Here is a 22,024-nt window from a genome sequence, read left to right on the forward strand (position 1 = left end):
GACCCATCCTGATTAGGTTTCTATTTAGTTTAGTTCTTAGCCTAGACCTTACATGCCATTTTGCTGTAAAAATGCGACTTAAATTGCTGACTTGGTTTAAAAATAACCAAAATCGATGGGCGCGATTCTGTAATAGATCATGCAATATATTAACTGTACCGTTTTACTGCCAATATTCTTTTTATGACGAGTTTGTATTCTGGCGTTTTTGCTAAAGGATCTTAGCATTGTTTCAGGTATGTCAACATATCATGCTAAGACAAATACGGGCGAAGCAGATTAAAATGATGGGCGAGAATAGAAAAAAGACCTTGCCGGAAGGGGGAGAAGCAAGGTCTTTGGTTGAACTGTTTACTTAGATAAAATTACGCAGCGGGCACCCGCACAAAACCTTCCATCAGTACGCGAGCGCTGCGGCTCATAATGGCTTTAACAACTGTCCATTCGCCGTTGACCATTGACGCCTCTGCGCCGACGCGCAAGGTGCCAGAGGGATGACCAAAGCGTACCGCATCCATTTTGCCCTGAGTGTCGCCGCCTGCGGCTAAGTTGACTAAGGTGCCGGGAATGGCTGCTGCCGTGCCAATTGCCACTGCCGCCGTGCCCATCATGGCGTGGTGCAGTTTGCCCATAGACAGGGCGCGTACCAGTAGATCAATTTCATCTGCATTGACAGTTTTACCGCTCGAGGACACATAGGTCTGTGGTTTGGCGACAATGGCAATTTTAGGGGTGTGCTGGCGTGATGCGGCTTCGTCTATATGTGAAATTAAGCCCATACGCACAGCCCCATAGGCACGAATAGTCTCAAATTTGGCAAGGGCGGCGTTGTCGCTATTAATATCATCCTGCAACTCAGTGCCTGTGTAGCCTAAGTCTTCAGCATTGATAAAAATGGTGGGAATGCCTGCGTTGATCATAGTGGCGTTAAAGCTGCCAATGCCCGGCACTTCTAGCACATCGACAACATTACCCGTAGGGAACATGCAGCCCCCTTCACCGTCTTCATCGGCGGCGGGGCTCATAAACTCGATTTGCACTTCCGCGGCAGGAAAGGTCACACCATCGAGTTCAAAATCACCGGTTTCCTGCACTTCACCGTTAGTGATGGGCACATGGGCGATAATGGTTTTGCCAATATTGGCCTGCCAAATTCGCACAGTACAGACGCCATTTTGAGGAATGCGGTCGGCATCAATCAAGCCATTGCTGATGGCAAAGGCACCGACGGCGGCGGTTAGATTGCCACAGTTACCGCTCCAATCGACAAAGGGCTTATCGATGGCCACTTGACCAAAGAGGTAATCCACATCGTGATCGCCCTGAGTGCTTTTGGATAAAATCACGGTTTTACTGGTGCTTGAGGTGGCAGCGCCCATGCCATCAATTTGTTTACCGTAGGGATCTGGGCTGCCTATCACTCGCAGTAACAAGGCATCACGGGCGGCACCTGCAACTTGTGCGGCCTTAGGTAAATCCTGCAGACGGAAAAACACGCCCTTGCTGGTGCCGCCACGCATATAAGTCGCGGCGACTTTGATTTGTGGCGGGAAAAAATTCTTACTCATGCTATTAACTCCAAGGGGAATAGCGATACAGGTTAGCGTTGCTATCAAAGGTGGCGATTCACGTGTGGAGTCGCCACCTGTTGAAAGCGAGTTTTACTTCAGATTCGACTCTAAAAAGTCCTGAGCAAAACGCTGCAATACGCCGCCCGCCTCGTAGATAGACACTTCTTCGGCGGTATCGAGACGACACGTCACCGGCACTTCGATGCGCTCCCCGTTTTTACGGGTGATGACGACAGTCAAATCCGCTCTTGGCGCTGGCGTGCCGAGGACATCGAACACTTCTGTGCCATCTATTCCATAAGTTGCACGATTGTCGCCCGCTTTAAATTCCAGTGGCAACACGCCCATACCGACTAAGTTAGTGCGATGAATACGCTCGAAACCTTCGGCAACAATGGCCTCAACGCCCGCTAAACGCACGCCTTTGGCAGCCCAGTCGCGGGACGAACCTTGGCCGTAATCTGCGCCCGCGATGATGATCAGCGGTTGCTTACGTTCCATATAGGTTTCAATCGCTTCCCACATACGGGTCACTTGACCTTCTGGCTCGATACGCGTCAGTGAGCCTTGTTGCACTTTGCCGTCAACGATTGCCATTTCGTTTTTAAGCTTAGGATTGGCAAAGGTTGCGCGCTGGGCGGTTAAGTGATCCCCCCTGTGGGTGGCGTAGGAGTTAAAGTCTTCCTCCGGCAAGCCCATTTTGTGCAGATATTCGCCCGCGGCGCTGTCCATCATAATGGCGTTAGAAGGCGATAAATGGTCTGTGGTGATGTTGTCACCCAGCACCGCCAGTGGTCGCATACCCTTGAGTGCGCGTTCACCCGCCAATGCGCCTTCCCAGTAAGGTGGGCGACGAATATAAGTAGATTGCGGACGCCAATCGTACAGCGGGCTGATTTTTTCGCCATAATCGACGGCTAAATCGAACATGGGCTCGTACACTTTACGGAACTGCTCAGGTTTAACACTGGTCGCAATGACGGCATCGATTTCTTCATCCGATGGCCAAATGTCGATAAGTTTTACTGGCTTACCGTCTTTATCTAATCCCAGCACATCCTTTTCAATATCGAAACGTATGGTGCCTGCAATCGCGTAGGCGACGACCAATGGCGGCGATGCTAAGAAAGCTTGTTTAGCATAGGGATGAATACGGCCATCGAAGTTACGGTTACCCGATAACACAGCGGTGGCGTACAAGTCGCGGTCGATCACTTCTTTTTGAATCACAGGATCCAGCGCGCCGCTCATACCGTTACACGTCGTACAGGCAAACCCAACAATCCCAAAGCCGAGTTGTTCAAGCTCAGGTAATAGCTTGGCTTCTTCTAAATATAATTGCACCGCTTTAGAGCCGGGTGCCAGTGAGGTTTTGACCCAAGGTTTGCGGCTTAAGCCTTTAGCATTGGCGTTGCGGGCAATGAGACCTGCAGCAATCACGTTGCGTGGGTTACTGGTGTTAGTACAGCTGGTAATCGCCGCAATAATCACAGCCCCATCGGGCATTAAGCCGGGCTCGTTTTCGACTACGCCGCTAATTCCGCGCTCAGCCAATTCTGATGTTGGCACCCGTGCATGTGGGTTTGATGGCCCTGCAATGGTGCGCACCACCGAAGATAAATCAAAATGCAGTACGCGTGGATAGTGCACTTCGGTCAAGCTGTCGGCCCACAAACCGGCGGTTTTGGCATAGGTTTCAACCAGTTTAACTTGCTCGGCTTCGCGGCCCGTTAAGGTCAAATAATCAAGGGTTTGCTGGTCGATGTAGAACATGGCCGCAGTGGCGCCAAACTCAGGCGTCATGTTCGAAATCGTGGCGCGATCGCCTAATGTCAGCGCCGCTGCGCCTTCGCCGAAGAACTCTAAGTAAGAAGAGACAACTTTTTGTGCGCGTAGAAACTCGGTCAAGGCCAATACGATATCGGTAGCCGTAATGCCGGGCTGTGGTCTGCCCGTGAGCTCGACACCGATAATGTCCGGTAGACGCATATAGGATGCGCGCCCTAGCATGACGCTTTCGGCTTCTAAGCCGCCGACACCTATGGCGATAACGCCGAGCGCATCAACGTGCGGCGTGTGGCTATCGGTGCCGACTAAGGTATCGGGGAAGGCCACGCCATTGCGTGAATGCACCACAGGCGACATACGTTCTAAGTTAATTTGGTGCATGATGCCGTTACCCTGAGGGATAACATCAATGTTTTTAAAGGCTTTTTGCGTCCAATCAATAAAGTGGAATCTGTCTTCGTTGCGTCTGTCTTCGATGGCGCGGTTTTTGGCAAAGGCGTCTTTATCAAAACCACCAAATTCGACAGCGAGTGAGTGATCCACAATTAATTGTGTTGGTACAACAGGGTTCACTTTGGCGGGATCTCCACCCTTAGCGGCAATAGCGTCACGCAGACCTGCAAGGTCAACTAAAGCGGTTTGCCCCAAAATATCATGGCACACCACGCGGGCAGGAAACCAAGGGAAATCCAGTTCTTGCTTAGATTCGATAATCTGTTTTAGCGAGTCGGTCAAAACGGCCGGATCGCAGCGACGGACTAAGTTTTCAGCTAAAACGCGCGAGGTGTAAGGCAGCTTGGCATACGAGCCAGCTTGAATGGCTTCTACGGCTTCGCGGGTATCGAAGTAATCGAGTTGAGTGCCGGGTAAGGGCTTGCGATATTGGGTATTCATAGCAGTGCTCATAACATCATCCATTTCGGAAAATGAAGTTGGCGCGAGACTTACATTGAGTGAAATCTCGCGCCAAGTGTGGTCAATTTTGCTTAACGGTTGGCAATCGGTACCACTTTGCGCGGCGCAACGCCCACATAATCGGCACTCGGGCGGATGATGCGGTTGTTAGAGCGTTGCTCCATCACGTGCGCCGCCCAGCCTGTAACGCGTGAACACACGAAGATAGGCGTAAACAACTTAGTCGGAATATCCATGTAGTGGTACGCGCTGGCGTGGAAAAAATCTGCATTACAGAAGAGTTTTTTCTGTTCCCACATCAGGGCTTCACAGGCAACCGATACCCGGTATAGACGGTCGTCACCGTTGGCGGCAGCCAGTTTTTCTGACCATTCTTTGATGATGGCATTACGTGGATCGCTGTCGCGGTAAATTGCGTGGCCGAAGCCCATGATTTTATCTTTACGCTCGAGTTTGCCCATTAAGATGTCGCGCGCATCGGCTTCATCTTTCATATCTTGAATGAGTTCCATCGCCGCTTCGTTCGCGCCGCCATGCAGCGGGCCGCGCAGTGAACCAATCGCCCCAGTGACGCACGAATGCATGTCTGACAGGGTTGAAGCACATACGCGAGCGGTAAAGGTTGATGCGTTAAATTCATGTTCTGCATAAAGAATTAACGATACGTCCATCACTTTAGCATGCAGTGCCGACGGCGCTTTGCCATGTAATAAGTGGAGGAAGTGTGCGCCAATTTGATCGTCATCGGTTTCAGTATCGATACGCACGCCATCGTGGCTAAAGCGATACCAGTAACAGATGATCGATGGGAATGCGGCGAGTAAACGGTCGGTAATTTCACTCTGTTCGCTAAAGCTGTGCTCGGCTTCTAAGTTGCCTAGCATAGAGCAGCCAGTACGCATCACATCCATAGGATGAGTGTCGGCGGGAATGCGCTCCAATACTTCTTTTAATGCTTGCGGCAGACCGCGAAGGCCTTTGAGTTTGGTTTTGTAGGCATCAAGTTGGGCTTGAGTGGGCAGCTCGCCGTAAAGAATAAGGTAGGCGACTTCTTCGAAGGTGGCATTTTCACCGAGATCTTTCACATCATAACCGCGGTACGTTAGGCCCGAGCCTGACACGCCCACTGTGCTCAATGCGGTTTCGCCTGCGCTCTGGCCACGTAATCCTGCACCGCTTAGTTTTTTAGCTTCTGACATAATCCTTCCCTTCCGTTAACTCTGTTTGGTTATTGCTGGCGGATTTCAGTGCTCGTTTCAGAGCACTTATTCGCCGACATTTATTGGTTAAGGCTGCACTTTTTATTTAATTTGTTTAACGCTAAATCGGTTTTAACGCCAAACCCTGTAGGGTTGCAGCTTTTCGGTTATTTATCTTGGCTGAACAGTTGATCTAACTTGTCTTCAAAGGCGTGGTAGCCCAAGTATTTATACAAGTCTTTACGGGTCTGCATAGTGTCTAGCACGTTGCGTTGATGACCATCATTCATCAGCGCTTGCATGACGTTCAGTGCGGCTTGGTTGGCTGCACGGAAAGTACCGAGTGGATAGAGCACCATGTCGGCGCCCGCCTCGGCGAGTTCTTCTTTATTGAACAATTGGGTTTGACCAAATTCAGTCATGTTGGCCAAAATCGGCGCTTTAACTTGAGCCTTGAAGTGGCGATATTGGTCTAGCTCAGTTAAGGCTTCGGCGAAGATCATGTCGGCGCCGGCGGCGATATACGCTTGCGCGCGTTCGATACCTGCTTCTAAACCTTCCACGGCAACCGCATCGGTACGCGCCATGATCACAAAGTTAGGATCGGTACGGGCATCGACGGCCGCTTTAATGCGATCGACCATTTCTTCAATACTTACGACTGCTTTGTTGGGTCTATGGCCGCAACGCTTTTGCGACACTTGGTCTTCCATGTGCACAGCGGCGACGCCGACTTTTTCGAATTCTTTGATGGTACGAGCAATGTTGAATGCGCCGCCCCAGCCAGTATCGATATCGACTAGTAAAGGCACTTGCGTGGCGGAGGTGATGCGGCCGGCATCAATCAGCACATCGTTCATCGAGGTCATGCCCAAGTCAGGCAAACCGTAGGAAGCATTGGCAACGCCAGCGCCCGAAAGATACAAGGCTTGGAAGCCTGTTTGTTCTGCCATTAAGGCAAAATAGGCATTGGTGGTGCCAACGATTTGTAACGGTTTGGCCTTAGCAAGAGCTTGGCGAAAACGTAATCCTGCGCTTTGGGTCATGGTTTTATCCTTTTCCATTTTATGGGAAGTGGGCATATTGAGCCGTAAGAACTTAGCTAATGTTGGCTAAGGTTTCTTTTGCGGCTGCATTGGCTTGCAATTCAATTAAGCGTAATTCGGTATTTTTACGCCCTTGTTCGATATGGCGGCGCATCAGCAAACTGGCCAACTCACCATCGCGCTGGGCAATGGCTTCGACTATGCGTCTGTGTTCGGCAATCGCTTTCACTGGGCGATTTTTATTGGTGCACTGGTAGCGGTACATACGTAGCAGGTGATACAGGCCGCCGACTAAGGTTTCCTGCAGATGCTTGTTACCGCTGGCTTGAATAATTTGGTAGTGGAAGTCGACATCGCCTTCCTCTTGGAAGTAAGTATCGCCTTTGGCGAGCGCTGCTTCTTGCGTTGCGAGCAGATCTTCTAGCTTGGCTAATTGTTCTGGGGTAATACGGCTGGCGGCGAGTTCGCAGGCCATGCCTTCAAGTACGCTACGTAGTTGATATAAATCGTTAAGTTCACTCACCGTCAGTTGGGCGACGCGGGCACCAACATGGGGTGCGCGCACTACTAAGCGTTGTCTTTCTAAGGTTTGCAGGGCTTCGCGGGTTGGGCCGCGGCTGATACCGTATTTTTCGGCCAGCGCTTGCTCGTTAATTTTACTGCCCGCAGGCAGTTCGCCCTTGATGATGCTGGTTTGGATCTGCACCAAAATTTGATCGGCTAATGTGGTCGACGTCTTATCTGCCGAGGTCGATTTGACCTTGTGCAGATGGGGAACTTGAGTGTCATCAGAAACGAACGTCGTGTCTTGCTTCAACATAGAGCGCATCACTATTAATAGGATTGTCGACAATGGGTAAAAAATAGCCCTCCCTTGGTGGATTGTCAACAATGTGTTTACTTAGACGTAAGTCTATATTTCAATAGATTTCTATTTTTATTATTGATTTTTATCATTTTATTTTAATTATCTCGTTATTAATATTTTATGTTATGAATATTTAAATATTAAATTGTCAACAATGACGTGGTTTTAACCTTCCTGCCTCGTTGCGGATGTTGATGGTTTTGGGGGAAATCGTCCAAATGCATTTGGCATGTTTATCCTTCGCGTTATGCTATGGGCGGAATGAGACATTTGGGGATGACAGTGGAAAAAGTGTTAGTGAGCAGTTGTTTACTCGGACAAGCGGTGCGCTACGACGGTGGCCATAACTTGATGGAGAGCGAGCTGGTGCAAACGTGGCTCGAGCAAGGGCGGATTGTGGCGATTTGTCCCGAATGTGCAGGCGGTTTGCCAACACCTAGACCGCCAGCGGAGCGGGTTGGGCAGCGTATCTTAACCGCTCAGGGTGAGGATGTGACTCACGCTTTTAGTCTGGGAGCCGATCTCGCGCTTAAGCTGGCGCAGCAACACGGGATTAAAGTGGCGATTTTAAAAGCCCGCAGTCCATCCTGTGGTAATAGGCAGATTTACGATGGTCAATTTGTAAAACAGTTAATTGCGGGACGAGGATTAACAGCTGAAAAACTCAGTGCCGCAGGAATAACCGTATTCAATGAATTGGAGTTATCCGCTGCAGCGGCATGCGTTGCTGAACTAGAGCAAAGCTAGAGACGAGCTAGCTTGCTTGAGTGTGATTGGGGCTGGTGGCCTTATTGTTCACACTTTGATGTGTTTGGAGTAAAGCATGAATTTGTAGATCTTTTTCCGCCCACACTTGGTTTAACCAGCGTTGGAATTCGACGCGGTACTCAGATTCAGAGAAATAACGTGCCGCATCGACCTGGGGCACGGGCAGGGCGTTAATTCGCACAATAATCTTACTGACCTTACCATTCATCACCCCAAACAGAATATCTTCAGGCGCATCTGGGTAGACGATTGTCATATCCAGCAGGTTAGTAAATTGTTCGCCCATGGCTGATAAGGTAAAGGCGATACCACCCGCTTTAGGACGTAACAAATGTTGATAAGGCGAGTTTTGGCGCTGATGTTTATCTTGGGTAAAACGGCTGCCTTCAACATAGTTAATGATTGACGTGGGCATATTGCTAAACTTGGCACAGGCGCGGCGTGTGGTCGCTAAATCTTTACCCTTAAGCTTTGGATTCTTTTTGAGTTTTGCGGGGCTGGTTCTATTCATAAATGGCATATCCAGCGCCCAACATCCTAGGCCCATGATGGGCACATAGATGAGTTCTTTTTTGAGGAAGAACTTCAGCATAGGGATGTGGTTACGTAACACGTAAGTTTGCGCGGCGATATCGAATCCACTGAGGTGGTTGCTGATCAGCAAATACCAGCTGTTTTTATCGAGTCCTTCGAGCCCTTTGACATCCCACTCAATTTTAGCGATCAAATACAAGATGCCACCGTTGCAGCAGGCCCAAGCCCACATAAAACGGTTCATGACCGTAGTCACCGCATTGCGCGCACCTTGTGCTGGCATCACAAGTTTCACTAATCCGCCAATGCTGATAAGCGAGCCCCAAACGGCGGTATTAATGATCAGCAAGCTTAAGCTCAGCATAAACAACACTGAACCAGGCAGGAAATTCAACATAGTGGCGTTACCTTTATTCTTTATTCGCTTGGCTAGCGAGTTGGCTTAACACTTGATCCTTAGTGAGCCAGAGTTGATTCAGTTGTTCTTGGAAGCCAATTTTAAAATCGCGGTCATTCATATAATCACCGCGCATTGCAGGATCAATATCGGAGACCTTGATGTGTACTTTAACGCTTGGCAACTTGCCTGTCAGGTAGTCCCAATAGCTCGGTACTGCGTCTGGGTAGTAAATGGAGACATCGACTAGCTTGTGGATCTGTTCACCCATGGCTGATAGCGCGAAGGCCATGCCGCCCGCTTTAGGTTTTAGCAAATGTTGGAACTGTGAGTTTTGTTTTTGATGCTTAGCCTTGCTGAAGCGCGTGCCTTCGACAAAGTTCATCACACTCACAGGCTTAGCCTTAAACTTAGTACAGGCTTTACGTGTAATTTCAATGTCTTTGCCCTTTAACTTAGGATTCTTACGCAACTGTGCCGTGCTATAACGACGCATAAAAGGAAAATCGAGTGCCCACCAAGCTAGGCCTAATACAGGCACAAAAATCAGCTCTTGCTTGAGGAAAAACTTTAAGAAAGGGATTTTTCGGTTAAAAATCCGCTGCAGGATCAGGATATCGACCCAAGACTGGTGGTTGGCAATCACCATATACCACTCTTTAGTGGAAAAGTCGGTGTCACCACTCAGTTCTATTTTAACGGGATGCAAGCAACGCTCAATCACGCCATTGACGCTGATCCAAGCACTGGCACAAAAGTCGAGCACATGACTAGTCGCAGTCCTTAATGGACTGATAGGTATCAGTTTTATAAAACTTATTAACACGATTGGGATAGTCCAAAAGACGGTATTTATAACGTAACCTAAAAATGCAATACAGCCTTTTATCTGTGAAAACAGCATTCCCATCCGAGCCCCCTGACAAAAATTGGAGGCCTATGTTACTCGGTGTAGGCGTTTGGCTCAATCTTAGGCACTGCTGGTCGGTGCATTTGTTCATCTTCACTGTAAAGTGGCTGACTCAATATTGCTGGGATAGTCGTGCCAGCAACCTATCCATAGCACGATAACCCAGTGCTTGGGCAAGATGACGGCGTTCGGTGTTAGGTGCTTGTTCAAGATCGGCGATAGTGCGGGCGACTCTTTGTATACGATGAAAACTGCGAACCGAAAGGCCAAGCTTGACCACGCTTTGCTCCAAAAATACTAAATCAGCATCACTGAGCCCGCTGAAGCGTTTCAATTGTTTCCCTGTAAGTTCGCTATTGAGCACACCAGCACGGGCGAGTTGTAGCTCACGCGCCAGCTTCACTCGTTTGGCGATATCTTGGCTGGTTTCTGTCTGCGGCGCGGCTTGAGTCAAGGTGCCCGCGGGAAGTTTGGGCACTTCTATGGTCAAGTCGAAACGATCGAGAAACGGACCTGAAAGCCGCGAAAGGTAACGTTGGATTTGTTCTGGGCTGGATCTATGATGGCTATCCAAGTCGCCACTAGGGCTAGGATTCATCGCTGCGATTAATTGGAATCGACTTAAAAATGTCAGCTTAGCGGCGGCGCGGGAAATCACTACTTCGCCGGTTTCCATCGGTTCGCGCAGGCAATCTAAGACTTTACGCGGAAATTCAGCCACTTCATCCAAGAATAATACACCGCGATGGGCGAGGGAGATCTCCCCAGGTTTTGGGATACTGCCACCGCCCACGAGGGAAATTGAAGAACTCGTGTGGTGCGGTGCCCTAAATGGTCGCTGTAAAAAATGCTGCGGTTTAATGTCGAGTCCTGCAACGGAATGAATTGCCGCCACTTCTAACGCTTCCTCATAATTGAGCGCGGGCAATAGCGCCATCATGCGGCTGGCAAGCATGGTCTTGCCAGTACCCGGCGGGCCTAGCATCAAGAGGTTGTGGTTACCCGCAGCGGCAATTTCGAGTGCTTGCTTGGCCTGATATTGGCCAATCACATCGCTCAGGCAAGTATGGGACTCGGGTGTCTCTTGGCTTACCCATTCTAACTGTGGCGCCAGTGTTGGCAGTTGGTTTTGCCCTTGTAAATACGCGGCTAGACTTTGCAGATGCGAACCAAATAACACATTGGGATAGCCGACTAGCTCGGCATCGTGGCGGTTATCTAGCGGTAAGACCAAGGTATGGTCTTGGCGCTTTGCAGCGATAATCGCGGGCAATAACCCTTGGCAATAACGTATGTGTCCAGACAGTGCCAACTCACCGACAAACTCGATATTTTTTAAACTGTTAATGGGAATCTGTTCCGAAGCGGCCAATATGCCCACGGCGATGGGTAAGTCGTAGCGGCCACCTTGTTTAGGTAAATCAGCTGGCGCGAGATTGACGGTTATCCGCCGCATTGGAAACTCGAATCCCGCATTGATCAAGGCACTGCGTACTCGCTCACGGGCTTCTTTTACCGAAGCTTCGGGTAAGCCTACAAGATTAAATGCAGGTAAGCCGTTGCTGAGATGCACTTCAACTGTGACTTGTGGAGCTTCGACCCCACAACTGGCTCGGGTATTGACACAGGCAATCGCCATAAACAAATCCTTTTGTTGATCTTTTTCGCTGAATTTGAGTGTAGCAGTAATTAATGGGAGGGGTTTCCTATCGCCTAGGTCGTTGCCCTTCTCATTAGCAAGCCGTTGACTCCGGCTTTGCTAATCGTGTGATAGGCTTGGCAATTTACCTTATTTGAAGATGGCAAATAGTTGATAGAAATGATAAAAAACAAACATTGGAGTCGTGAGGTAAATATGGATATATTTTTAGCAGAAAATTCCCCCATTCGTCGGCAGTTGTTAGAGCAAAAGCTGGCGCAGTTTAAAGACCCACATCTTGCCCATACGCTTTCGGCGTTTATTCGCAGTAGTGTCGATCTCTATCCCTGTGCAATCGAAGACTATGCCCAGTTAGGTAACAGCCGGCTGGGTGGATTGCCGGATTTGCCTGTCGGCATGGATTATCCGGTGACTTTGGTTGGACGGGAGGAGATGCTGGATGCTTACGCTGAGGAATTCGACCACACTCGCGAGTATATCGAGGAACATTATTGTTGGTCGCAAGATTCGGATTGGGACGAGGCGGCGCAAGCCTTCCGTGTGCCCATGCAATTTATCGCACAGCTCAACTGCAGCGACCTGAAGGCGTTTCAATCTTATTTGCCTCGAGAAGGGCGATTGTTGTTCTTTTTGGAGCGCTGGCGATTCTCGGAAATGCTTCGCGGCCATGTCTATTATGTCGCTGAGGATCAACAACTGAACTCTGGAAAAGCGATTGCCGAACCTAAGTTCGACGATGCGGTATGTGCAAACTATGAGTATGAAGAGGCTTATCAACTTCAGGGAATTGCCAGCATTAAGATGATAGCCCCTGACATGATTAATAGTGACAACCCGCATTTAGTAAAGTTAGCCAAGGCACGTTTACAAGCGCTACCAGAACCGCAACAAGCTATGGTGCTGGAGGCCCTAGCGGTTGTGGATGACGAATTGGCATCTGAGTGGCAAGATCAGCTCTACTTCTTTGACCTGATGAAAATGAATAAGCAGGGGTTAATTCCCGGGCAGATTTTCACTCAAGCGCAGTGGGCGGCACTACCTGAATGGCAGTCATCCAACTTGCAGGTATTGCTGGTCCCCGAGCAGCCGCTGCCGTATTACAATGGTATCGCCAGCATTAATGGCCATGGTGATAGCCGCTATAAAGCACCCGAACTCCGCGCCGCAGCTGAGTTAGGCGGCAATGCCGAAGATTATCTGGTGCTGTTCAAAGTCGTCTATAGTGAGCACTCGATGCAGTTGAATTTTATTATCCATCGAGACGATCTCGCGTCGGGTCAATTTGAACGCATTTACTGCATTTATGATTATTAGTTCATTGAAAGGTTGGCTACAGCCAACCTTTTTGTTTGGCGATGCGGGCTACACAGCACTTGGAGTATATCGAGACGATTGAAGATGTATGTTGCGACCGATTAAAAGAAGAGTCGCAAGCACAATTTAGTGCCTTTGAATGAATATGAGTTATAAAGGATTGATTCTGGGAGAAATGATTACCACTGAATAGATTGAGTGCTTGATAGTTATATTTAATTATTTCAATCAGTTAATGGAGATTAGTCAACCTATGCCATTATATGAGGGCATCGTTGCACAGTCTCAGTTGGTTGACCCTCCACTGAAAATCATGGTTCCCCTCCCACGACCTTGATTCAACTTGACCGCTAGGCTGCATTAACGTCTGAGTTCTAACTTGTATTCCTTTTAAGTTCCCGTCATTTTCTCCGTGGTTAGATCGCAAGACTGACCATAAGGCCGCCACTTACATCCCCATAAACATTCTGCTACTGAGCCACTCGAACTCCTTATACAGACAGGGTGTCGGAATAAATAGTCAGCATATAAAGTATACTTTGTATCATTTTGTGGTTTAATCGAAACATCTGCTGCCGATTTTAGCAACATTTTGGGCGGCGATGCGGTAACAAGGTTGTGAATCGATAATAATAAAGTGACCTCTTGTGAAGGATGACATTTGAGCGAACATGGTCGAGGAGAACTCGCCTATGCGTTCGTGGATGTTAGCGTGTGTGTTTATCTGTACTGCGGGTTTTGGTGGGGCAGCATGGGCAAAACTCGATGTGGTTTTCTTTAATCCTGGGGCTGTCGATGACAGTTTTTGGGGAGATGTCGACCAATTGATGTTGGCGGCATCGACGACACTCGATATTAAACTCGATATCATTCATTCCGATCGCAATCACTTCAAGATGATCACCCAACTCGATGAGTTGTTAGCTTCTGCAAAGGCGTTACCTAATTACGTTATTCTGGTTAATGAAAAACAATCCGCGATAAAAATGTTGCAGGCGCTTTATCCTCACCCTGTCTATGTGCAATTGATTTTAAATGATATTTCCCCTGGCGAGCGTGATGCCCTGCTGCAAGATCCCCATTGGCAAGAATATCTGTTACCCGCCATTATTCCCGATAATTACGCTATTGGTTCGGCGACCGCTAAGGCCTTAATGGACGACTTAGAGGGAAAGGCGGCTAAAGTTCTGTTGATTTCGGGCGATAAATCGACACCTGCTTCAGTGTTACGTACCCAAGGCGCCAGCGACTATTTCTTTATGCAGTCCAATGCCACTCTGACTCAAACGGTTTATGGCCAATGGAGTGAGGCTGTGGCTTATGGGCAAGCGTTAACCCTGCTGAATCGTTATCCTGATCTGAATGTGATTTGGACCGCCAGTGATCGTATGGCGATTGGGGTGCTTAAGGCATTGAAGGAAAAAGGTTTGGTGTCTGGTAAAGATGTATTTGTCGGTACGATCAATACTTCACCTGAGATTTTACAGCTTTGTCGCCAGCACTCTGTGAGTGTTATTGGTGGCGGGCATTTTTTGGTTGGCGCTTTAGGTTTGGTCGAATTGCAATATTATCAGCAGCATAAAAAATATCTCCCCTATGACAATGTTGCCTTGTTCGGTGTTTTGCAACCAGATTCGGCATTTTATCAAATGTTAGTTGCTCGAGATTGGCCACAGATTTTCCAGTCTCAGATTTTGAATAAGTTGCCCCTCAAGGCGTAATAACAGGTGTACATGAAGCATCGTAATCATTCTATTAGCCACAAGATGACGCTGATTATTATTGGGGTGAGCTCGTTTTTTGCTGTGTTAACTATGCTGGTACAGTTGATTTGGAACTATCAGGATAGTATTGATAATGCGACTTCGGATATCCGCGAGTATTCAGAATCTATTTTGCCAAGCGTGGCGAAGTCACTGTGGGACGTCGACCGTAGCTTGTTATCGGATTTGCTCTCTGGACTGGGGATGATGCCATTAGTGTCGAGTGTACATTTAGACAGTATCGATGGCGTCACTATGCATCTGGGTAAACCTTTGTTAACCGATGATGAGTCGCAAACTCTATTTCACTATCCTGTGACCTATCAAGAGCAGTCGATAGCGACTTTGACCGTAGGGTTAGATACCAATCGGCTTTACTACGAGCTGTGGCGGCAGTTGATTTTTATCGTGCTCGGTAATGGGTTAAAGACCCTATTGATGATTTATTTGATTTTGACCTTAGTGCGACTCATGGTGACAGATAGATTGTCGGCATTGGAGGATTTCACTAATAAAATCAATCTTAACTCGTTAAAAAAGTTATCTGTGCCTGAGACGGTAACCGCAAGACCCGATGAAATAGCCCATGTTGCATTGTCACTTAAGGATATGTATCAAAGGATACGTAATGATTTAGCCATCAATAAACGTCAGCAACGTGCACTGCAACAACAGCAGCATTTATTGTCTGACTTAGTCAAAGAACGAACTAAAGAATTAGATTGGCAGTCGCAGTCGAATCAATTGTTGGCAGAGATTTCGTTGCAATTTTTGAGTATAGATACCTGCAATGTGGATAAAACCTTAACTGAGGTATGCCACAAAATAGGTCAGTTATTTGATGTTGAAAGGGTGAGTCTTCTCGAATTCAATCAGCAGCATGCCTATTACCGCAGCTTTTGGACCAGTGACTTACAAGCAAATAAGGTCCAAGTGATTTCGGTAGATAATATTGCTCAACTGGCTAAAAAATTCGAGACGGAATCGACCTTAGTGATTGAGGATCTTGAGGCGTTAAAGGCTTTTTCACCACAGGAATATGAGGTAATGAAATCCGTGGGGATATGTTCGATTGCCGCCTTTGCGATTAAAAATGCTGGGGAGTTATTGGGATTGCTCTCGCTGTCGACTGTGTCGCGGCCATTAAATTGGAACGCCCAGAAAAAGAATATGCTGACCCAATTCGCCTCCGCATTGAACGAGTTACTGCTACGCGAACAGAAAGAGCGTCAGATGACAGTGCTACAACAAGCGCTGGTTGCCGCGAATAGCCAATTAAAGGTGATGGCTGAAACCGATGAGTTAACTGGCTTAGCTAATAGACGACCCTTTACCGAAAGATTAGCTACTGTGCTACAAGCTAACACTCCAGCGGGATTGTTAATGTTAGATATCGATTATTTCAAATCCTACAACGACACTTATGGTCATCTTGAAGGCGATACTGTGCTTAAACGGGTGGCTAATGCCTTAGCACAGTGCGATATCCTGCCGCACAATGCTCTATTGGCTCGCATTGGTGGTGAAGAGTTTGCTTTGGTCGTCGAGCAGGTCACGCCAGCACAGTTAACGGCTATTGCTACGCAACTGTGTTATCTCGTTGAGCAACTCAATATTCCCCATCAAGTATCTCCCTTGGCTGTGGTGACGATCAGTATTGGCAGCGTGTTTTTGCCATTAGATAAGATCTCTGGGTTTAAGATGGCCGACGTATTACGCCGCGCCGATGTTTGCCTCTATCGCGCTAAGGATAAAGGTCGCAATAGAGTCGAGGTTGAAGTGATTTAATGGGAGCCGGTTGAAGGTGATGTTACTCTTTCACCAAGATATCTCAACACGTTGCTGGATTGGCTACTGCGCTTCAAGAGTCTAGGCGCTATGCTGCAAAATTGGAGACATATTCGGTTAGCATCACCACGCCACAGACGTCCTCAATCATGCTAACTAATTGATAACATTTATGTGAAACACAGCTGTAGATAAGTCGCTAAGATAAAAATTACTCAAGGTGAGGTAATATTAGGCGGCAGATGAGATATAATCTGTCGCCTATTGTCGATTTAGCGATGCACTCTGAGTGACATCCATGCTGCCATTCTGGACGTATTTTACGTAACGCAATTAAGCAAAGCCACTACTGCATAGTCAATTCTGTTGGTTTAAATGTACGTTCTAGCAGCTCAATATCAAAGCCACCGCGCTCGGATGTCTAATGCCATCGAGTCGAGTAAAATAATTAAATGCTGTATATTCAGTCGTTTCGACATAAAAAATTACTTAAATGATGCAAGTGCATTAGCGCTATGCGTGGGCTGCGAGAGCGGAGTCTCGCATAACTCGTGAATTTGCAGATATACTGAGTGCACCCTAAGGATTGTCATCTAAGCGCTCATTTATCTTTGGGGTGAAAGTGGTCAATACAATCTTGTTGTGCAGCGACCAGACAAAGCAAACTTTGCTCAAATACAATGAATTCAACTGACTTGCGAGCAATAAAGCGCGAGTTGGTCCTAGTTAGTCCAGTGTTAAATGAAAGGTGTTACATGAGTCTCTTTGATAACGTGATGATTATATTGTGTCTAATCGGCGCGAGTTGTTTTTTCTCTATGTCAGAAATTGCACTTGCCGCTTCACGTAAAATTCGTTTACGTCAGTTAGCCGATGAGGGCGATGCACGAGCAGAAAAAGTGCTGCAGTTACAAGCCGTTCCCGGTAGCTTTTTTACGGTAGTACAAATTGGTCTTAATGCCGTTGCCATCATGGGCGGTATTGTGGGTGAGTCGGCATTTCGGCCTTACTTCTATCAGTTGCTTTCCCCTTTAGTTGCCGAGCCTTGGCTGAGCCAATTGAGCTTTGTTTTATCCTTCATAACGGTAACCAGCGCCTTTATTTTAGTCGCCGATTTAATGCCAAAACGCATTGCCATGGCGATGCCTGAGCCTGTCGCTTTAGCTGTTGTCGGGCCTATGTCTTTCTGTATTGTGCTATTACGCCCATTAGTGTGGTTTTTCAATGGCATGGCGAGTGGTATCTTTAAACTGCTGCAGATCCCAACCGTGCGTAACGATGCCATCACCTCCGACGATATTTATGCCGTCATGAATGCGGGCGCCGAAGCTGGGGTGCTAGATCGCGGTGAGCAACAGATGATGGAAAATGTGTTTGAAATGCAAACCGTTTCTGTGACTTCGGCCATGACGGCCCGTGAAAGCTTAGTGTACTTTTTACTGCAAGACAGTGAAGAAGATATCAAGCGTAAAATTTCTGAAGATCCCCATACTAAGTTCCTCGTCTGCGATGGTCAGTTGGATATGATCAAAGGCTTCGTGGATGCGAAAGAATTGCTGATCCGTGTGATCAACGGTGAGAATATCATCTTAAAAGGCAGTAACTTAATCCATACTTCGCTGATCATTCCCGATACGCTGAGCCTGTCAGAAGCGATGGAATACTTTAAAAATAGTCGCGCCGATTTTGCCGTGGTCATGAACGAATACGCCTTAGTGGTGGGGATTGTGACTACTAACGATCTACAGCGCGCCGTAATGGGGGCTTGGTCATTGCACGAGAGCGAAGAGCAGATCATCGCCCGTGATAGCAACTCTTGGTTAGTCGACGGTGTGACGCCTATTACCGACGTAATGCGCGCCTTTGGTATTGAGGAGTTTCCGCATAATCAGAACTACGAAACCATTGCTGGTTTTATGATGTATATGCTGCGTAAAATCCCTAAGCGTACGGATTTCGTGAACTATGCAGGCTATAAATTTGAGGTGGTCGATATCGATTCGTACAAGGTCGATCAGCTATTGGTGACTCGTATCGATCCTATTGATAAGCTCAACTCGCCGGATGTGTAATCCTGTCATCTTGTGTTGATTGCCTTGCGATAGAAATCCTGTGGCAATAGTTAGCACCAGTTTGATAGCAACTGTTCGATAGTGAAGCGGTTCTCTTTAGCTAAGTTTTTAGCTTTTTGAGAGCCGTTTCGGTTTCTATCTCGTTGAAACTCTCACTCGCACTTTTATTTTGTATTACTTTCCCCGTTTAAATCACATCCAAAAACGCATTAACGATGGGATCATCAAGTCGTTTCACTTTGCAGCAGCAACCTAACTCGAACGGTGGAATCGCAACCGGCGACGAGAGCAGCTGAATGCGATCACGCACTGGGCTATTATTGATCACCACTTCGGGGCTCATGCTCACGCCACAACCTAACGCTACCATAGAGGCGATCGCTTCCTGTCCCGAGACTTGGGCGTAAATATTAGGGCTGATGCCCATTTGTTTGAACCAGTTATCGGCGCGGCGCCGTCCTGGGCCGTGATCTGGGATGATAAAGGGCACGCTCGACCAATCTATAGGCGTTTGACTCACTTGTTGCTGTACTGCACAGCGGATCGTCGGTGCGATAATCGACAGCGGCACATCGTCGATTTTGGCAAAGTGTAAGCTGCTGGGAAACGGATCGGGCAGGGCGGCGATGGCGATATCGGCGCGATTCTGCTGCACTTCTGCTAGCGCGTTGGCTGCATCTCCCGTGGTTAAAGCAATCTCGACGAAGGGATGCTCTTGGCGGAATAGATCCAATAAACCCGGTAAATGACTGTAGGCGGCAGTGACCGAGCAATACAGATTTAACCGACCGCGCAGCACGTCCTGCTTGAGATCGATACTGTGCTTGAGTGTGCTCCAATGGTTCAAAGTCTGCTCGGCGAATCGCTTAAACTCGTGTCCCGCGTGGGTTAAGGTCACGCTGCGATTATCTCGCTCTAACAGCTTAGCGTTCACTTCTTCTTCTAATCTTTGCAGGGCTCGGCTTAAGGTCGATGGGCTCACATGCATCTGCTCCGCGGTCTTGGCGAAGTGCAAACTGCCACATAAGTGCAGGTACAATTTGAGGGTACGAATATCCATAACTTATCCTGTTTAGCCTGAGCTTGATTGCTGCATATTGCCGCCGATGTTACTGAGCGTTATTGCGGCTGACGTTGCGTATAATGCAATATGAAGTTTCGAATATATCATTTTAAGCAATGATAAGCATGGGTTATAGTGATTTCAATCACAACCAAGTCGTAACATTATGTTAGTTTGGTTGCGTCCAAAATTTCTGACTTATAGGTGGTATATCAGATGGCTAACTATTTTAACTCTCTGAATTTACGTCAACAATTAGCACAGCTTGGCCAATGTCGTTTCATGGATCGTTCTGAGTTTAGCGACGGCTGTAACTACATCAAAGATTGGAATATTGTTATTTTAGGTTGTGGTGCTCAAGGTCTTAACCAAGGCTTGAACATGCGTGATTCGGGTCTGAATATCTCTTTTGCCCTGCGTCCTGAAGCGATTGAACAGAAACGTGCCTCATGGCAAAAAGCAACTGATAACGGTTTCCGTGTCGGTACCTTTGAAGAATTAATCCCTGCGGCGGATCTGGTCCTTAACCTGACGCCGGACAAACAGCATTCAAACGTGGTTAACGCGGTTATGCCACTGATGAAGCAAGGCTCTACCTTGTCTTACTCACACGGCTTCAACATAGTTGAAGAGGGTATGCAAGTTCGTTCCGATATCACTGTGGTGATGGTTGCGCCTAAGTGCCCTGGCACTGAAGTGCGTGAAGAATACAAACGTGGTTTTGGTGTGCCTACCCTTATCGCGGTTCATCCAGAAAACGATCCAAACGGTGACGGTTTAGAGATTGCTAAAGCCTATGCTAGCGCAACGGGTGGAGACAGAGCCGGTGTTTTACTGTCGTCTTTCATCGCAGAAGTGAAGTCGGATCTGATGGGCGAGCAAACCATTCTGTGCGGTATGTTGCAGACGGGTGCCATCTTAGGTTACGAGAAAATGATCGCCGATGGCGTTGAGCCAGGCTATGCGGCCAAGCTTATCCAGCAAGGTTGGGAAACGGTCACTGAAGCGCTGAAACACGGCGGCATCACTAACATGATGGACCGTTTGTCTAATCCAGCCAAGATTAAAGCATTTGAAATTGCAGAAGATTTAAAAGAAATTCTGCAACCATTATTTGAAAAGCACATGGATGACATCATCAGCGGCGAATTCTCACGCACTATGATGGAAGACTGGGCAAACGATGATGCGAACTTACTGCGTTGGAGAGCGGAAACTGGCGAAACAGGTTTCGAAAATGCGCCCGTATCGAGTGAGCATATCGACGAACAAACCTATTTCGACAAAGGTATTTTCCTTGTTGCTATGATCAAAGCGGGTGTGGAACTGGCGTTCGATACCATGGTGTCTGCTGGTATTGTGGAAGAGTCGGCCTATTACGAGTCACTGCACGAAACCCCACTGATCGCTAACACGATTGCTCGTAAGCGTTTGTACGAAATGAACGTAGTGATTTCAGACACAGCCGAATACGGTTGCTACCTGTTCAATCACGCCGCCGTACCTATGCTGCGCGACTACGTTAATGCCATGTCATCTGAGTATTTAGGTGCTGGCCTGAAAGACAGCGCAACCGGTGTCGACAACCTAACGCTCATCGCTGTTAACGAAGCGATTCGTGAAACGGCAGTGGAATATGTTGGCGCTGAGCTTCGCGGTTACATGACTGATATGAAGAGCATTGTTGAGGCTTAATTGATAGTTAGTTAAGCCCAGCATTGGGAGAGAGGGTTGATACTCAAAGGACTTGGGTCTCAGCTCAGTTCCCAAGCAAGCTCAAGATAGTGAAACGCGCATCTTGAGCTTGCTTAGTGATAAATCAGTTAGTGAGAAACAAATTTTTTCCTGTTCAGTGGGTTGTCGAGCGGGCAAAAACGACACAGTTAGTGAGTCTATCGTTCAGTAGGTGAATCGCGCCGACTGAGGCTCAACAGTTAACGTTTTACTTTGTTGTTTTGCATTGTCTCGGCAGGGAAGCTGAATTTTTTTTGACAAAAGATATTTTTTATTGTGTTTGGCTGTCGCTTTATGGTAAAGCTAATAGCTCGCGCTAGGGCAAAGTCCAAAGCGAAACTAACTTTCATGCAATATCCCAATTTTAGAAACACCGATTAGGAATCCATATTGATGTTTAACCAAGCTGCCAAGCTCATTCTCGTGATTATTACCGTCGTGATTATTAAATCACAGCGGGGGCGGCGCATGGCAAACTGATAGACCTAAAAGGTTAAAAGTTTCGAAAGAACCCCCCGCTCCGAAAGGACCGGGGGGTTCTTCGTTTCAGGGCCTAGAGCTAGGTTCTAAGCTTCGAAAGAGTAAAAAATTAGCGTCGATTTTCGGCAATTCAGGACTAACGTAGCGAGAGAGA

15 protein-coding genes are annotated in these 22,024 nt (G+C 47.7%); 6 read left to right on the forward strand and 9 right to left on the reverse strand.

Features of this window, described 5'->3' with window-relative positions; genetic code table 11:
- Window positions 1–365: 365 nt before the first annotated feature.
- The 5 genes from prpF to L5M10_RS05715 form a co-directional block, all read right to left on the reverse strand.
- Window positions 366–1,568: a 2-methylaconitate cis-trans isomerase PrpF gene (gene prpF, locus L5M10_RS05695; RefSeq protein ID WP_263147567.1), complete on the reverse strand. Its 1,203-nt coding sequence runs from the start codon at window positions 1,566–1,568 to the stop codon at window positions 366–368.
- A gap of 93 nt (window positions 1,569–1,661) precedes the next feature.
- On the reverse strand, window positions 1,662–4,265 hold the full coding sequence (gene acnD / locus L5M10_RS05700; RefSeq protein WP_263254999.1) for a Fe/S-dependent 2-methylisocitrate dehydratase AcnD: 2,604 nt from the start codon (window positions 4,263–4,265) through the stop codon (window positions 1,662–1,664).
- 80 nt (window positions 4,266–4,345) lie between these two features.
- Window positions 4,346–5,473, reverse strand: coding sequence for a 2-methylcitrate synthase (gene prpC / locus L5M10_RS05705; protein ID WP_014611487.1), 1,128 nt, complete (start codon window positions 5,471–5,473; stop codon window positions 4,346–4,348).
- A gap of 167 nt (window positions 5,474–5,640) precedes the next feature.
- Complete coding sequence (prpB, locus tag L5M10_RS05710; RefSeq protein WP_071940617.1) at window positions 5,641–6,519, reverse strand: methylisocitrate lyase; 879 nt, start codon at window positions 6,517–6,519, stop codon at window positions 5,641–5,643.
- A 52-nt stretch (window positions 6,520–6,571) separates the two neighbouring features.
- Window positions 6,572–7,339, reverse strand: coding sequence for a GntR family transcriptional regulator (locus tag L5M10_RS05715; RefSeq protein WP_006084449.1), 768 nt, complete (start codon window positions 7,337–7,339; stop codon window positions 6,572–6,574).
- A gap of 300 nt (window positions 7,340–7,639) precedes the next feature.
- Between L5M10_RS05715 and L5M10_RS05720 the strand changes: the two genes are divergently transcribed.
- Window positions 7,640–8,134 carry a DUF523 domain-containing protein gene (locus L5M10_RS05720; RefSeq protein WP_263141148.1) on the forward strand — a complete coding sequence of 165 codons (495 nt, stop codon included), beginning with the start codon at window positions 7,640–7,642 and terminating at the stop codon, window positions 8,132–8,134.
- Between the two features lie 7 nt (window positions 8,135–8,141).
- Here the strand turns inward: L5M10_RS05720 and L5M10_RS05725 are convergent, their stop codons facing one another.
- From L5M10_RS05725 to L5M10_RS05735, 3 genes are all read right to left on the reverse strand, one after another.
- A complete protein-coding gene (locus L5M10_RS05725; protein WP_263141150.1) occupies window positions 8,142–9,086 on the reverse strand; it encodes an acyltransferase in 945 nt (314 codons plus the stop codon).
- Window positions 9,087–9,099: 13 nt separating this feature from the next.
- On the reverse strand, window positions 9,100–9,996 hold the full coding sequence (locus tag L5M10_RS05730) for an acyltransferase (RefSeq protein ID WP_212600634.1): 897 nt from the start codon (window positions 9,994–9,996) through the stop codon (window positions 9,100–9,102).
- Window positions 9,997–10,108: 112 nt separating this feature from the next.
- Window positions 10,109–11,635 carry a YifB family Mg chelatase-like AAA ATPase gene (locus L5M10_RS05735; RefSeq protein WP_105250475.1) on the reverse strand — a complete coding sequence of 509 codons (1,527 nt, stop codon included), beginning with the start codon at window positions 11,633–11,635 and terminating at the stop codon, window positions 10,109–10,111.
- 216 nt (window positions 11,636–11,851) lie between these two features.
- On the opposite strand from L5M10_RS05735, the gene L5M10_RS05740 reads away from it, so the two are divergent.
- From L5M10_RS05740 to L5M10_RS05755, 4 genes are all read left to right on the forward strand, one after another.
- Window positions 11,852–12,970 carry a YwqG family protein gene (locus tag L5M10_RS05740; protein ID WP_263255000.1) on the forward strand — a complete coding sequence of 373 codons (1,119 nt, stop codon included), beginning with the start codon at window positions 11,852–11,854 and terminating at the stop codon, window positions 12,968–12,970.
- 692 nt (window positions 12,971–13,662) lie between these two features.
- Window positions 13,663–14,691 carry an ABC transporter substrate-binding protein gene (locus L5M10_RS05745; RefSeq protein WP_173248009.1) on the forward strand — a complete coding sequence of 343 codons (1,029 nt, stop codon included), beginning with the start codon at window positions 13,663–13,665 and terminating at the stop codon, window positions 14,689–14,691.
- A gap of 45 nt (window positions 14,692–14,736) precedes the next feature.
- Complete coding sequence (locus tag L5M10_RS05750) at window positions 14,737–16,521, forward strand: GGDEF domain-containing protein (RefSeq protein WP_263255020.1); 1,785 nt, start codon at window positions 14,737–14,739, stop codon at window positions 16,519–16,521.
- Window positions 16,522–17,276: 755 nt separating this feature from the next.
- Window positions 17,277–18,593: a hemolysin family protein gene (locus L5M10_RS05755; RefSeq protein ID WP_105250472.1), complete on the forward strand. Its 1,317-nt coding sequence runs from the start codon at window positions 17,277–17,279 to the stop codon at window positions 18,591–18,593.
- A 187-nt stretch (window positions 18,594–18,780) separates the two neighbouring features.
- On the opposite strand, the gene ilvY is transcribed toward L5M10_RS05755, so the two are convergent.
- Window positions 18,781–19,653 carry an HTH-type transcriptional activator IlvY gene (ilvY, locus tag L5M10_RS05760; RefSeq protein ID WP_263255001.1) on the reverse strand — a complete coding sequence of 291 codons (873 nt, stop codon included), beginning with the start codon at window positions 19,651–19,653 and terminating at the stop codon, window positions 18,781–18,783.
- A 219-nt stretch (window positions 19,654–19,872) separates the two neighbouring features.
- On the opposite strand from ilvY, the gene ilvC reads away from it, so the two are divergent.
- Window positions 19,873–21,351: a ketol-acid reductoisomerase gene (ilvC, locus tag L5M10_RS05765; RefSeq protein ID WP_131524931.1), complete on the forward strand. Its 1,479-nt coding sequence runs from the start codon at window positions 19,873–19,875 to the stop codon at window positions 21,349–21,351.
- Window positions 21,352–22,024: the final 673 nt, after the last annotated feature.

The organism is Shewanella sp. SM32, assembly GCF_025654235.1.
Taxonomy (GTDB): domain Bacteria; phylum Pseudomonadota; class Gammaproteobacteria; order Enterobacterales; family Shewanellaceae; genus Shewanella; species Shewanella oncorhynchi.

What these genes read in the sequence shown, in the direction of transcription:
- prpF (WP_263147567.1), bottom strand. Translation starts at nt 1,568, where the DNA reads ATGAGTAAGAATTTTTTCCCGCCACAAATCAAAGTCGCCGCGACTTAT.
- acnD (WP_263254999.1), bottom strand. Translation starts at nt 4,265, where the DNA reads ATGAGCACTGCTATGAATACCCAATATCGCAAGCCCTTACCCGGCACT.
- prpC (WP_014611487.1), bottom strand. Translation starts at nt 5,473, where the DNA reads ATGTCAGAAGCTAAAAAACTAAGCGGTGCAGGATTACGTGGCCAGAGC.
- prpB (WP_071940617.1), bottom strand. Translation starts at nt 6,519, where the DNA reads ATGACCCAAAGCGCAGGATTACGTTTTCGCCAAGCTCTTGCTAAGGCC.
- L5M10_RS05715 (WP_006084449.1), bottom strand. Translation starts at nt 7,339, where the DNA reads ATGTTGAAGCAAGACACGACGTTCGTTTCTGATGACACTCAAGTTCCC.
- L5M10_RS05720 (WP_263141148.1), top strand. Translation starts at nt 7,640, where the DNA reads ATGGGCGGAATGAGACATTTGGGGATGACAGTGGAAAAAGTGTTAGTG.
- L5M10_RS05725 (WP_263141150.1), bottom strand. Translation starts at nt 9,086, where the DNA reads ATGTTGAATTTCCTGCCTGGTTCAGTGTTGTTTATGCTGAGCTTAAGC.
- L5M10_RS05730 (WP_212600634.1), bottom strand. Translation starts at nt 9,996, where the DNA reads ATGGGAATGCTGTTTTCACAGATAAAAGGCTGTATTGCATTTTTAGGT.
- L5M10_RS05735 (WP_105250475.1), bottom strand. Translation starts at nt 11,635, where the DNA reads ATGGCGATTGCCTGTGTCAATACCCGAGCCAGTTGTGGGGTCGAAGCT.
- L5M10_RS05740 (WP_263255000.1), top strand. Translation starts at nt 11,852, where the DNA reads ATGGATATATTTTTAGCAGAAAATTCCCCCATTCGTCGGCAGTTGTTA.
- L5M10_RS05745 (WP_173248009.1), top strand. Translation starts at nt 13,663, where the DNA reads ATGCGTTCGTGGATGTTAGCGTGTGTGTTTATCTGTACTGCGGGTTTT.
- L5M10_RS05750 (WP_263255020.1), top strand. Translation starts at nt 14,737, where the DNA reads ATGACGCTGATTATTATTGGGGTGAGCTCGTTTTTTGCTGTGTTAACT.
- L5M10_RS05755 (WP_105250472.1), top strand. Translation starts at nt 17,277, where the DNA reads ATGAGTCTCTTTGATAACGTGATGATTATATTGTGTCTAATCGGCGCG.
- ilvY (WP_263255001.1), bottom strand. Translation starts at nt 19,653, where the DNA reads ATGGATATTCGTACCCTCAAATTGTACCTGCACTTATGTGGCAGTTTG.
- ilvC (WP_131524931.1), top strand. Translation starts at nt 19,873, where the DNA reads ATGGCTAACTATTTTAACTCTCTGAATTTACGTCAACAATTAGCACAG.